The organism is Halomicrobium sp. HArcht3-1 (assembly GCF_058933345.1).
In genome coordinates this window covers 33,592-44,509 of record NZ_JBZYDM010000013.1, presented here as the reverse complement: position 1 = coordinate 44,509, position 10,918 = coordinate 33,592, and the positions used below count along the sequence as shown (strand labels likewise).

The 10,918-nt window shown below is 66.2% G+C and carries 15 protein-coding genes and 3 tRNA genes; 7 read left to right on the top strand and 11 right to left on the bottom strand.

All coding sequences use genetic code 11. From position 1 onward, the window contains the following. The gene (locus tag AC5FRW_RS17615; RefSeq protein WP_493569768.1) at positions 1-450 is read right to left on the bottom strand and encodes a 6-pyruvoyl trahydropterin synthase family protein; all 450 of its coding nucleotides are present in this window, start codon (positions 448-450) and stop codon (positions 1-3) included. Between the two features lie 78 nt (positions 451-528). Between AC5FRW_RS17615 and AC5FRW_RS17610 the strand changes: the two genes are divergently transcribed. After that, positions 529-1,215: a hypothetical protein gene (locus AC5FRW_RS17610; RefSeq protein ID WP_493569767.1), complete on the top strand. Its 687-nt coding sequence runs from the start codon at positions 529-531 to the stop codon at positions 1,213-1,215. A gap of 4 nt (positions 1,216-1,219) precedes the next feature. On the opposite strand, the gene AC5FRW_RS17605 is transcribed toward AC5FRW_RS17610, so the two are convergent. After that, the gene (locus AC5FRW_RS17605) at positions 1,220-1,792 is read right to left on the bottom strand and encodes a mechanosensitive ion channel family protein (protein WP_493569766.1); all 573 of its coding nucleotides are present in this window, start codon (positions 1,790-1,792) and stop codon (positions 1,220-1,222) included. 95 nt (positions 1,793-1,887) lie between these two features. Here AC5FRW_RS17605 and AC5FRW_RS17600 point away from each other — a divergent pair, with 95 nt between their 5' ends. Next, complete coding sequence (locus AC5FRW_RS17600; RefSeq protein WP_493569765.1) at positions 1,888-2,400, top strand: hypothetical protein; 513 nt, start codon at positions 1,888-1,890, stop codon at positions 2,398-2,400. A 114-nt stretch (positions 2,401-2,514) separates the two neighbouring features. Here the strand turns inward: AC5FRW_RS17600 and AC5FRW_RS17595 are convergent, their stop codons facing one another. The 5 genes from AC5FRW_RS17595 to AC5FRW_RS17575 form a co-directional block, all read right to left on the bottom strand. Then, positions 2,515-3,480, bottom strand: a complete 966-nt coding sequence (locus AC5FRW_RS17595; RefSeq protein ID WP_493569764.1) for a hypothetical protein — start codon at positions 3,478-3,480, stop codon at positions 2,515-2,517. Positions 3,481-3,661: 181 nt separating this feature from the next. Then, positions 3,662-4,087: a DoxX family protein gene (locus AC5FRW_RS17590; protein WP_493569798.1), complete on the bottom strand. Its 426-nt coding sequence runs from the start codon at positions 4,085-4,087 to the stop codon at positions 3,662-3,664. A gap of 255 nt (positions 4,088-4,342) precedes the next feature. Beyond that, positions 4,343-4,416: transfer RNA gene (locus tag AC5FRW_RS17585), tRNA-Phe, on the bottom strand. Between the two features lie 82 nt (positions 4,417-4,498). Beyond that, positions 4,499-4,993: a GNAT family N-acetyltransferase gene (locus AC5FRW_RS17580; RefSeq protein WP_493569763.1), complete on the bottom strand. Its 495-nt coding sequence runs from the start codon at positions 4,991-4,993 to the stop codon at positions 4,499-4,501. 297 nt (positions 4,994-5,290) lie between these two features. Further along, positions 5,291-5,650 carry a hypothetical protein gene (locus AC5FRW_RS17575; RefSeq protein WP_493569762.1) on the bottom strand — a complete coding sequence of 120 codons (360 nt, stop codon included), beginning with the start codon at positions 5,648-5,650 and terminating at the stop codon, positions 5,291-5,293. A gap of 92 nt (positions 5,651-5,742) precedes the next feature. Between AC5FRW_RS17575 and AC5FRW_RS17570 the strand changes: the two genes are divergently transcribed. The 4 genes from AC5FRW_RS17570 to AC5FRW_RS17555 all read left to right on the top strand — a co-directional run bounded on the left by AC5FRW_RS17570 (position 5,743) and on the right by AC5FRW_RS17555 (position 6,955). After that, positions 5,743-5,928, top strand: coding sequence for a hypothetical protein (locus AC5FRW_RS17570; RefSeq protein WP_493569761.1), 186 nt, complete (start codon positions 5,743-5,745; stop codon positions 5,926-5,928). Further along, on the top strand, positions 5,928-6,095 hold the full coding sequence (locus tag AC5FRW_RS17565) for a hypothetical protein (protein ID WP_493569760.1): 168 nt from the start codon (positions 5,928-5,930) through the stop codon (positions 6,093-6,095). Before AC5FRW_RS17570 ends, AC5FRW_RS17565 begins: the two co-directional genes overlap by 1 nt. Positions 6,096-6,188: 93 nt before the next feature. After that, a complete protein-coding gene (locus AC5FRW_RS17560; RefSeq protein ID WP_493569759.1) occupies positions 6,189-6,563 on the top strand; it encodes a CBS domain-containing protein in 375 nt (124 codons plus the stop codon). Positions 6,564-6,673: 110 nt separating this feature from the next. Then, positions 6,674-6,955, top strand: coding sequence for a hypothetical protein (locus AC5FRW_RS17555; RefSeq protein ID WP_493569758.1), 282 nt, complete (start codon positions 6,674-6,676; stop codon positions 6,953-6,955). Positions 6,956-7,003: 48 nt separating this feature from the next. Here the strand turns inward: AC5FRW_RS17555 and AC5FRW_RS17550 are convergent, their stop codons facing one another. From AC5FRW_RS17550 to AC5FRW_RS17540, 3 genes are all read right to left on the bottom strand, one after another. Beyond that, a complete protein-coding gene (locus AC5FRW_RS17550; protein WP_493569757.1) occupies positions 7,004-7,711 on the bottom strand; it encodes a GIY-YIG domain-containing protein in 708 nt (235 codons plus the stop codon). Between the two features lie 184 nt (positions 7,712-7,895). Next, positions 7,896-8,002, bottom strand: a tRNA-Ile gene (locus AC5FRW_RS17545). Between the two features lie 408 nt (positions 8,003-8,410). Further along, positions 8,411-8,483, bottom strand: a tRNA-Asn gene (locus AC5FRW_RS17540). 93 nt (positions 8,484-8,576) lie between these two features. On the opposite strand from AC5FRW_RS17540, the gene cca reads away from it, so the two are divergent. Then, complete coding sequence (gene cca / locus AC5FRW_RS17535; RefSeq protein ID WP_493569756.1) at positions 8,577-9,929, top strand: CCA tRNA nucleotidyltransferase; 1,353 nt, start codon at positions 8,577-8,579, stop codon at positions 9,927-9,929. On the opposite strand, the gene AC5FRW_RS17530 is transcribed toward cca, so the two are convergent. Further along, positions 9,908-10,915, bottom strand: coding sequence for a histone deacetylase family protein (locus tag AC5FRW_RS17530; protein ID WP_493569755.1), 1,008 nt, complete (start codon positions 10,913-10,915; stop codon positions 9,908-9,910). The genes cca and AC5FRW_RS17530 overlap by 22 nt on opposite strands. Positions 10,916-10,918: the final 3 nt, after the last annotated feature.

Genomic DNA, 10,918 nt, shown 5'->3' with positions numbered 1-10,918 from the left:
CTACGGCCCCGCGGCGAGTTCGCTCGTCTCGCGGACGGTCGCGTCCACGTCCGTGACGGTGTCTGGCAGCGATGCCAGCAGGCGCTGTTCCAGCAGGACGGCCATGACTTCCGCGGTCGGCGGGGCGTCGAGCACGACCAGCGCGTCGGCGTCCCCGCTCTCCTCGAACGCCTCGATCAGCGGGTCGCCGTCCTCGACGAGGAAGCGGTGGTCCCAGTCGTCGATAGCGGCGGTCACGTCGCCCTTGTCGACGACCCATCCCTCCTCGGTGAGATCGCCAGCGACCCGGACCGTGATCTCGTAGTTGTGGCCGTGTGGCCGGCTACACTTGCCCTCGTGGTGCATGATCCGGTGGCCGGCACTGATTCGGATCGGCCGATCGCCGCCGACGACGAGTTCGCGCTCGCCCGCGTCGGCGATCGGGTCCGACCGAGATATTCGCTCAACCATACCCAGAGATTATAGCACGAGTACTTAAGTCGACCGACCGGCGAAAGCGATAGGACAGTACAGTCCTCATTGACTGGTGTGACACGCGCTGCCGTCAGGGATGGGTTCGAACGGTACGTCAACGGACTCGCCAGTATCACCAGCGACGAGTTTCAGGTCTCGCGAGCGCTCGGGAGCGACGGCGGTCCCAGAGGCAAAGTGATCGACCGACTGCTCTCGAACAGCGATCTGGTCGACCGAAAGATCGTCCAGCCGGAACTGCGGGAGTACCGGGACGCGATCCTCCACCAGTTCGAGACCGTCCTCGACTACGCAGAGAGCGACGCCGGCTTCGATGCCTTCGCCGACGAGATCATCGCCCGAGACCTCTACTGGGACGCTGTGCGAGCGGATCTGGGCGCCGACCGGCGCGAACGACTCCGGGAGACGCTGCTGGCCCGCCAGCGCGCCATGGGCGACGCCATCGCCCCACTGGTGGCCGCCGACGCCGACTCGCTGTGGGCCGCCGCCGCGATGGCCTACGACTGGTCCGGCACGACCGACCTGATCGACGCTCACTTCACCTTTACCGACCCGCTACACGCACAGCCAGAGGCCTACGAACTGACGATCAGGATCGACCCGGGCGACCTGCTGGGTGGGCTGGCGCGGGCGCTGCCCTCGATCACCGTCGACTACACCGACGAGGCGATGCGTGCGATGACCCACGCCCAGGGGCGAGTCATCGACCGCGCGAAACAGGACGCCCGGCGACGCTTCGAGTGATCGATCAGTCGGTGCCACTCGACGGCACGTGATCGTGGCGCGTCCAGCGCTTCTCGACGTCCCGGTTCGCGACGACGACGAGATCCCCGTCGTCGGTCTCGATTCGGGTCTTCCGAAGGTCGATACGCACGAGCCGGCCGGTGACCGACGCTGTCTCGACGCGGTCGCCTGCCGAGAAGTCGTCGTCCTGCAGTAAGTAGACGCCGGCGACGGTGTCGGCGATCATCTCCTTGAGCGCGAAGGCGACACCCAGCCCGATGAACCCACTCGCCGTCCCCAGACTGGCCGCGATATCGCCCAGTCCGACGATCTTCAACACGCCGAGGATCGCCCCGAACCACAGGAAGACCCCGACGACGGTGACTACCAGATCGACGATCAACGCCTGTTCGTCGGTGTAGAGACGGTCGAACACGACCCGGACGACCGAGAGGACGAGTTTGATCGCGACGTACGCGAGAACGAGAAAGACGATCCCCGACAGCACGTTCGGGAGGGCCATCAGCATGCCGCCGACGAACTCGTCGAGTACCGCCGAGACGCTGGTCGGACTGGCCTGTGGCGTCGCTTGCAACATACCGTCGTGTTCATCGCCCGTTTCAAAGAAGTTCGGGGCACTACTGCTCCCGCATGGGCACCACGTTCTTGCGGATCGCTCTCTTTGAGAAGCCTATGCTCCGTCGTCTCCGCGAGAACGGTCCCGTCGCTCTCGTCCCACTGGCGTGGACGTTCGCGATCGCGGCCCACCTCGACGTGCTGGCTGTTCGAACCGTCCTGATCGCCCACATCGTGATGGACGTACTCTTGCTTGCCTTCGTGGCTCTCTCGTGGGCAGACATGCGCAGTGGCGTGTTGCGCGCGTGGAAACTCGTCATTCTCGCCGGCTTCGTGCTCACACTCGTCGGGACGGCGGGCCTGCTCCAGACCCCGCCCGCGACGGCGTTGCTGTGGCTCACGGTCGTCGGCTGGCTGCTCGTCCCCGCGGCCGGACTGGCCTACACCGGACAGCACGTCGAGCGCTCACCTCGCGTCTACACCATCGGTGGGGCGCTCAGCGTCCTCGGTGCGGGCGTCTACGCCGTGTCCCCGGCGCTCGCGGTCGGTGCGGCCGGACTCGTCGCCGGTCTCGCCATCGCCGGGATCGGCCAGACCGCCGGCATCGTCGTGGCCGTTCGGGACTACTGACGACGGCTACCCGAGCACGCTGACGGACATGCGAACCGAACAGGCGCACGATCACGCCACGATCACTTCGGAACCCAATCGATCCAGCGGACGGGTCCTCGTCGACGGTGGCAGTCACACTGCCACAGTGAGACGGTCGCCCAGCGAAGTGACGAGCCTGTCAGTGCCGGCAACCGCCACACAGGAGACGAAGGCAGTCGTCCCGAGTTTCCCGCCCGCCCCGACGAATGCCGGCGCGACGACGACGAAGACCAGCCCACACAGCGCGCCAGCGAGTGCCACCCCGAGCACGCCTCCGACTCGCTCGCGCGTCGACATCCCGACGAACGAGCCACAGAACGCGACGGTCGCGAGATCGGCGCCAACGGCCGGTGTGACGACCGGCAGTACCAGCCCCGCCGCGAGACCGACCAGCGCCGATCCGAGCACCGGACCGAGGGAGTCGCGACCACTCAACGCGGTCGTGACCACGGCAGCCCCGGCGGCCGTCGGCACCGTGAGCGCGACGCGATGCCACTGTCCCCCGGTAACTGCGACGTATTCGACACCCACGATAACACCAGTCGTGAGACAGCCGAACAACGCGAGCGTTCCGAGCTTGCCGCCGAACCCACCGAACGACTCCGTCGCCGCGACGAACGCCACACCGGCGACCGAGCCAGCCACGACCACGGGACCGACTGACGGGAACACTGCCGGCGAGACCATCCCAACGAACGAGCCACAGTATGCGCCAGCCGCCCTATCCGGCCATTCGAGACCGCCAGCGGCGCCGACCAGCGCCGATGCCAGGACTGGCCCCAGACCAGCGTGAACGCTCAGGACGTACGTGACGCCTGCCGCGACAACGACCGCGAGGGCGTCGACAACGTCGTCCCGCTCGATGGCTGTGGCATCGAGACGGTCAAGCGTCCCCGGACGTTCGATGGTCGCCGTCACGGCACTGACGAGGACCAGCCCCCCGCCAATTCCGGCGCTCGCCACGGAGACCCGACTCGGCGCAACGAGCGCGCTCCCCAACAAGAGCGTCGGCGTGACGAGCAACGCGACGTACCCGAAGACGCGAACGAACCGCAGCATGCACTCTTCTCACTGAATGGCACCTGAAAACGTTGTGACTCGCGATGGTCACCACACCGGGCGAGGACGCTGCACGACTCAGACGGATTATTGGGGCCATATTCCCGGTCGAGCACGCGACGGTGTGCAGTCGATCCGAGACGTTTCTACGAAAATTCGTCTCACCAGCCGGTGGCACCGATCACTCCGAACTCGACGACTCGCCCGTGTACCACCACGCCCACGCGACGAGGACCGCCTGCAGCGGCAATCGTGCCCACAGCGCCGCACTGCGTGGGTCCCGTAGCTGTGCAGGGAGTTCCGCCGGGTCGAAATCGTCACCCGTCGCCATGTAGACGTTCGCGGGAAACACCGCCACCAGCAGCGCGATCAGTCCCCACGCCGACGGCCGGCGCGTCCGTTCGAACACCACACCGACGCCCAGTGCGACCTCCGCGATCCCCGAAAGCGTGACGAGCGTTCGCGGTTGCGGGAACTGTGGCGGCACGATCCGTTCGTACGTCTCCGGAGCGACGAAGTGGAGAATGCCCGCGACGACGTACGACAGTCCCATCACGTACCGGAGCGGCCGCTTCGCGCTAGCAAATCGACTGGACTGCATTATGATACCGTTCGAGAGCGAGCGGGGAAAGAGTTGCTGTCCACCGTTGCCCTCTGGATTCGAACGGTTCGCGTCACTCCCGCTCGTGAACGATTTCACTGCTCACTTCGTTCGCAGGAAAATGCCGCCTCCCGGATGAACTACCGGGAGACGTTCCTCGCTTCGCTCGGCTGCGACTCCCGACGTTCAAATCCGTCCGTTGTCCCATTCTGCTGCGCACGGGCGACTCGCGACGCTCGTCGTCGTTGTGCGCAGCAGAAATGCCGCCTCCCGGATTTGAACCGGGGACAGCCCGATCTTCAGTCGAGTGCTCTCCCAGTCTGAGCTAAGGCGGCGCGCATTCGTGAGGTAGCCGAGGGTATCAAAAAGGATTTCGAAAGCAGGCGGCGGGGCAGAGAGAGTGACACACCGGACGTATCAGAGCGACCCGTCGTAGACGGCCTCCTCGGGGGTCGCGCCCGCGAGTTCGATCTGTTGGCGGTCGGTCTGCGTGAAGCCGTGGCGTTCGTAGAACGCTCTGGCGCGGTCGTTGTCGGCGAGGGCGCGGATGCGGAGGTGTTCGAATCCCTGATCGCGGAGGCGGTCGGCGACGGTCTCGAACAGGTGCGACCCGATTCCCTCACCCCAGTGGTCAGGGTGGACGTAGATCGCGTGGAGACCGGCACAGTCGGTGTCCTCGACCGGGCCGGCGAAAGCGTAGCCAACGGGAGTATCGTCGGTGGTGGCGACGAGGTAGACCGTGTCGGCGGCGGTAATGGCGTCACGGACGGCTTCGTCGGCGTACCACTCGTCGACCTGTTGGTCGACGGCGTCGGACCCGATGATCTCGTCGTACGCGGCGTGCCAGGTCGTTCGTGCGACGCGCTGGATCGCCTCTGTGTCGGCCTGGTGTGCGGGGCGGACGGTCACCATCGTGTCTGCCGACGACGGCCGGTCAGAAAGTAGTTCGGCCACCCATGAGAGAGTCTAGCAAACCGGGGCAGTACTGCGTATTCCAAGCGCCAGCGGAGCGGACGCGTCCCGTCACGGGGAGAGTCGCCGGGATCAGGGCAGGAAAAGGTCGGCAGTGTCGTACTCGGCACCGCAGTCGTCGCACTCGTAGTCTGTCCCGTTCGCCGTCGAAACGTGCCCGCCACAGTCGGGACACGTGGAGCCGTCGATCATCACCCGTGGTATCCCGTGGCACGATAAAGCTCTTTCGGCCATCGACTACGTGAGGACCGCGAGTGGGTTCTGTCCCAGCACGAGGACGGCAGCGAGCAGGACGAAGTAGGTCACGAGGCCCCAGCAAAGCACCGCGAGGACCGGCGGACCGACGGCGAGATACGTCAAGAGACCGAGCGTGAGGAGCGCCACCGTACTCGCAAACTGGACGGGCGGGCGCTCCCAGAGCCGTGCGACCGTGCCGGCACGGAGGAAGACGCCTTCGACGAGGAGCGCGCACGCGAAACCGATCAGCGCCGATGTCGGCCGTGCGAGCGTCCAGAGCACGCGCTCGGCCCGGAGGACACCGAGCAGGACAGCCAGCACGCAAAGCGCCAGCACCGCATCTCGACGGTAGGTGGGCATCGCGATCAGTGCTTCCGGAGAGGAGTGTGACCGCGAAACAAGTGTCGGTCCACCCCAAAGTATGTAGCCTTCGCACCGCCACGTCGGCCCGTATGGTACACTGCCCTGAATGCCAGACGACTCTCGCGAGCATCGACGACATCGAGTTTGCCGAAACCGATGCGGTGACTGGATTCATCCGAGCCTCCAAGCGGTTCTACACCGCCAACTGCGCCGCCTGTGGCGTGACCATCGGTAGCGGCGTCGCCGGTGCGAAGTCCAACGGGGGTGCGGCCTGATGGCCCACTGCCCCGAATGCAATGGGACACTCGACACGCCAGAGGACGTGGAGTTCGTCGACATGGACTCCGAGAACGGCTTTTTCACCGCCGCCAAACGGTTCTACCTCGTCGCCTGCGCCGACTGTGGTGTGGCGATCGGCAGCGGCGTCGCCGGCGCGATGTAGGCTGGGACCGACGCCATGCCCCGCGTGGCGGGCCACGCCAGAGCGGGGACGACCGGGGAAAGGACAATACCAGCCGGGACCGTTGGTCTCGTCATGACAGACACCGTCCTCGTCGAAGATGTCATGTCGACGCCGATCGAGACCATCGCAGCGGACGCGACCGTTCGCGCGGCCGCCGAGCAGATGCGAACACACGATATCAACGGCCTGTTCGTCCCCGGCGCACAGGCCGGAATCGTCACCACGACCGACGTCGTCGCCGTCGTGGCCGACGGTGCCGACCCCGAGGCGACGCTGGTCGGCGACGTGATGACCTCACCAGTCGAGCGTGTCAAGACCGACACGGAACTGGGCGAAGCGGCCGCGATGATGATCAACTTCGGGATCAAGCACCTGCCCGTGATGGACGACCACGGCGACTACGTCGGGATGGTCTCCTCGACCGACACCACGACCGAGTTCGCCTGATCTCCTCGCCGTGCCCCGGTGTTCGTCGACACGCCGCCCGCCGGGCGTGTGGGAACACCGGCGCTCCGCGAACCACAAGAGACACTACGCGGGCCGCCGCCACTCGCGCCATGGCACCGACCGTCTCCGCACTGCGGAACCAGATTCGCGTCGCCGTCGGCCGCTACGAGCGACAGGTCTCCTCGTCGTTCACCAAGGAAGCGCTGGCTGCGATCTGTGAACACGTCGACGCCGACATCGACACCGACCCCACCCCGTCGAAATCGGCGATGCGGGCCGCGATCCTCGATGCGATCGGTGAGACCGACGCCGCCGATCCAGCGGATCACGAGACTGCCTTCAGGAAAGCCCAACTGCAGGCGATCGCCGACGCGCTGGAAGCCCAGTCCTGAGCGCCGACGGCGTCACCGTCCGTTCGTGCCCACGTCTCCCGAGACCGGTCACAACGGAGCCGTCTCCGCGATGTAGTCGTCGACCACGTCGAGGAAGTCGGGATCGTACGTTTCGTCGACGTGGTCGATGTTCCAGAGACCAGACCGACGGATCGCCGGCACCGGCGAGTGCGTCCCCAGCCAGTCGCCTGATCGCATGTCGCGTGGCTCAGTGCGGTAGTTGCTCACGAGTGCGAGTGCGTTGCGCTCGATGAACGCGCGATCACTCGTCGGACCGGGTTCGTCGTCGACCGCGAGCCAGAGAAAGGGGAGAGAGCCGACGTACTCGGTAACACGCCGTTCGAGACCCGTCTCCTTGAGCCGTATCTCGCGTTCGGCGCTACTGCCCGTCCCCCACTCGGGATAGACTCCGTTGAGACCATCGCGCTCACAGATCGCCTCACCCACCCGCTTTCGAAAGACCGATCCGCGATGATTACCCCCACCAGCGAACGTTCCACTGTTGATGCCCCGATGTGCGCGGAGTCGATCCCACAGCGAGGTCCCACTGCCTGTTGACACGGCGTGAGTCCCGATCCGCGTCAGACGGGGCTGTCCGTCGTCACGCGACTCAGTGGGCGAGAAAAAGAAGTACACCCCGCGCTCGGGCCAGTCCATGTAGCCCGTACAGTCGTCGAGGTACCGCATCCCACCGGCGGCCTGCTCCAGATCCGAAAGGAGATCGTAGAACCGATCGAGATCGATGACGCGACTCATTGCGCCGTCGTTCGATAGCGTCGTTGAAAGGAACTGTGGTGACGGCCGCTGTCCCGTCGACGAAGGGTCACGGTCTGCTGAATTGGCCCTGACGGATTCGAACCGACTGCAGACTGACTGCGTTCGTCTGCTGGGGTTCGAATTCGCGTGTGCCATCTGCTGCTCACTGTCGTTCGCAGCAAAATGGGCCCTGACGGATTCGAACCATCGACCACTCGGTGACCCCTTCCACCTCGCGGACGAGCGTGGAAATATGAGCCGAGCGCTCTCACCAGACTGAGCTAAGGGCCCTCGTTGTCGGGTTCCCGACCGGTCGACAAAATTCTACCGTCTTCGAGGGGCTGGCGGTCATCGGTGCGAGGGCAGTTCTCGCATTCGTCGGCGACGGCGTTCGAGGTTATCGCCTCTCATGGGTCGTCGCCGACAGAAGGACGCCATCGAGAGACAACGTCTCTCGGGCCGTGAATTTCGGGAAAATGTACGCCACGATCAGGAATCGGCGATTCCTGATTGGCCCGAAAATCGCCGGGCGATTTTCGGACACCGCCAGGGCTCGAACGAGCCAAGACGTTCCGGGCGTGTGACCTCACTCCGTTCGGTCGTTCCGGGCTGCGACTCGTCGGCACGATCCCTGGTGAAGGCCGCACACTCGGCGCGCGGATGGCCCGCTTCGCTCACCATGTTGCGCGCCGAGAGAAGCGCCACCGCCAGGGCTCGAACCTGGGACAACCACGTTAACAGCGTGGTGCTCTACCAACTGAGCTACGGCGGCTCGCATCCCACAGTAGCCCGAGTTATTGTATAGGACTTTCGCTTTCCGTCTGCCATCGACACGCTTTCACGCACGCCTCGCAAAGCCCGCGCCATGAGCGACGAGGTCGACGCCGTCATCGAGCGGGTCCGCAAGCGGGTGACGCCCGACGCCGAGGAGCGCGCGGAGTTACAGGCAGTCGCAGCGCGGCTTCGAGAGCGGGCCGAGGCGGCCATCGCCGACCTGCCAGTCGAAGCCCGGGTCGTGCAGGTCGGGTCGACAGCCCGCGGGACGTGGACCGCCGGCGACCGAGACGTGGACCTGTTCGTCTGTTTTCCGGCCGATCTGGACCGGGAGCGACTGGAGGAGTACGGTCTCGACGTGGGCCACGCCGTCCTGCCATCGGGCCACGAGGAGTACGCAGAACACCCCTACGTGAAGGGGACGGTCGAGGGCTACGACGTGGATCTGGTGCCCTGTTACGACGTGGCCGACGCGACTGCGATCCAGTCGGCTGTCGACCGCACGCCCTTCCACACGCGGTATCTCGACGAGCACCTCGACGACGACCTCGCGGGGGACGTGCGCGTCTGCAAGCAGTTCATGAAAGGCGTCGGCGTCTACGGTAGCGACCTCAAAACCCGAGGTTTCTCGGGGTATCTGACCGAGCTACTGGTGCTGGAACACGGCGGCTTTCGTCCACTGGTCGAGGTCGCGGCCGACTGGTCGCCGCCGGTCCGCTTCGATCCCGAGACCCACGGGACCGCGGCGTTCGACGATCCGCTCGTGATGATCGACCCGACCGACCCCGAGCGCAACGTCGCCGCGGTGCTGTCGGCCCGACAGCTCGCGACGTTCCAGCACTACGCTCGGGACCTCCTCACGGACCCCCGAGCGTCGCTGTTCGAACCCGACGAGCCAGCGCCGATCGACGCAGCGACCGTCCGCGAGCGCGTCGCCGGTCGCGGGACGACGCCGGTCGCGGTCGTCTTCGACGCACCCGAACTCGTCGACGATCAGCTCTGGCCCCAGCTGGCCCGGTCGCTGTCGGGCCTGACCGACGCCCTCGATCGGCACGGATTCGACGTGCTCCGGTCCGAAGCGTTCGCCGACGAGCAGGCGGTGCTCTTTGCCGAGCTCGAAGTCGCCCAACGGCCGGCGGTCGAGCGCCACGAGGGACCACCGGTTCACGTGCGTGCTCACGCCGAGGGGTTCTGCGAGAAGTACGCCGACAGCGACGCGACCGGTCCCTACATCGACGGCGACCGCTACGTCGTCGAGCGCGAGCGCGAGTTCACGACGGCGACGTCCTTGCTCGACAGCGACGCCGTCTTCGACGTGGCGCTGGGGACCCACGTCGAGTCGGCACTCGAAGAGGGCTACGAGGTGCTGGTCGGTGAGCAAGTCGGGACACTCGCCGAGGAGTTCGGCGTCGAACTGGCCCGTTACTTCGAGCCAAAGCCCTGATCGACGAGTCGATCGAGCACGTCGCGGGCGTCGTCGTCGACCTCGCCGTCGGGCTGTGAGGGCTGGTAGCCGTCGAACACCTCGTGGACGGTGGTGAGGCTATCGGTCAGCGTATCGAGGTTGTAGCCACCTTCGAGGACGAACCCGAGCCCGGCGTCACAGGTCGCGGCCACGTCGCGCATCCGCTGGGTGAGCAGGCCATAGCCCTCCGAGGAGACTCGCATCCGCGAGATCGGATCGTGGCGGTGGGCGTCGAAGCCGGCGCTGACCAGCACCAGATCCGGGTCGAAGTCCTCGATGGCCGGCCCGATCAGTTCGTCGACGGCCGCCAGATAGTCGACCGTGTCGGCACCCGGCGAGAAGGGGACGTTCAGGGTCGTCATCGCGCCGTCGCCCTCGCCGGTCTCCCCGATTTCGCCGGTGCCGGGGTACAGCCCCTCTTCGTGGATCGAGGCGTAGAAGATGTCGCCCCGGTCGTAGCAGATGTCCTGCGTGCCGTTGCCGTGGTGGACGTCCCAGTCGAAGATGGCGACGCCGTCGGCTCCGTCGTTCAGCGCCGACTGAGCGGCGACGACGGCGTTGTCGATGAAGCAAAATCCCATCGCGTCGTCCTCGACGGCGTGGTGGCCCGGCGGTCGCCCGAGGGCAAAGGGCGTCTCGCGGCCGTCGGCACCGGCGAGCGCCTGCTGGGCGGCCCACTCGGCGAGTCCGGCACTGGCGAGGGCGGCCGACCACGTCGCCTCGACGGCGACGGTGTCGGCGTCCCAGTTGCCTCCGCCGTCCTTGCAAAACTGCTTGATCTCGTCGACGTAGTCGTCGTCGTGGACCTCGCGGACGAGTGTCTCGTCGACGTCACCGGCGGCGACGTACTCGACGCCGTGGTACTCCGCGAGGCCGCGCCGGATCGCCCGGAGTCGGTCGGGACTCTCGGGGTGGCGCGGACCCGTATCGTGGTCGAGACAGACCTCGCGGTAGCCGAAGTTCATTCA

What these genes read in the sequence shown, in the direction of transcription:
- AC5FRW_RS17615 (WP_493569768.1), bottom strand. Translation starts at nt 450, where the DNA reads ATGGTTGAGCGAATATCTCGGTCGGACCCGATCGCCGACGCGGGCGAG.
- AC5FRW_RS17605 (WP_493569766.1), bottom strand. Translation starts at nt 1,792, where the DNA reads ATGTTGCAAGCGACGCCACAGGCCAGTCCGACCAGCGTCTCGGCGGTA.
- AC5FRW_RS17600 (WP_493569765.1), top strand. Translation starts at nt 1,888, where the DNA reads ATGCTCCGTCGTCTCCGCGAGAACGGTCCCGTCGCTCTCGTCCCACTG.
- AC5FRW_RS17595 (WP_493569764.1), bottom strand. Translation starts at nt 3,480, where the DNA reads ATGCTGCGGTTCGTTCGCGTCTTCGGGTACGTCGCGTTGCTCGTCACG.
- AC5FRW_RS17580 (WP_493569763.1), bottom strand. Translation starts at nt 4,993, where the DNA reads ATGGTGACCGTCCGCCCCGCACACCAGGCCGACACAGAGGCGATCCAG.
- AC5FRW_RS17575 (WP_493569762.1), bottom strand. Translation starts at nt 5,650, where the DNA reads ATGCCCACCTACCGTCGAGATGCGGTGCTGGCGCTTTGCGTGCTGGCT.
- AC5FRW_RS17570 (WP_493569761.1), top strand. Translation starts at nt 5,743, where the DNA reads ATGGTACACTGCCCTGAATGCCAGACGACTCTCGCGAGCATCGACGAC.
- AC5FRW_RS17565 (WP_493569760.1), top strand. Translation starts at nt 5,928, where the DNA reads ATGGCCCACTGCCCCGAATGCAATGGGACACTCGACACGCCAGAGGAC.
- AC5FRW_RS17560 (WP_493569759.1), top strand. Translation starts at nt 6,189, where the DNA reads ATGACAGACACCGTCCTCGTCGAAGATGTCATGTCGACGCCGATCGAG.
- AC5FRW_RS17555 (WP_493569758.1), top strand. Translation starts at nt 6,674, where the DNA reads ATGGCACCGACCGTCTCCGCACTGCGGAACCAGATTCGCGTCGCCGTC.
- AC5FRW_RS17550 (WP_493569757.1), bottom strand. Translation starts at nt 7,711, where the DNA reads ATGAGTCGCGTCATCGATCTCGATCGGTTCTACGATCTCCTTTCGGAT.
- cca (WP_493569756.1), top strand. Translation starts at nt 8,577, where the DNA reads ATGAGCGACGAGGTCGACGCCGTCATCGAGCGGGTCCGCAAGCGGGTG.
- AC5FRW_RS17530 (WP_493569755.1), bottom strand. Translation starts at nt 10,915, where the DNA reads ATGAACTTCGGCTACCGCGAGGTCTGTCTCGACCACGATACGGGTCCG.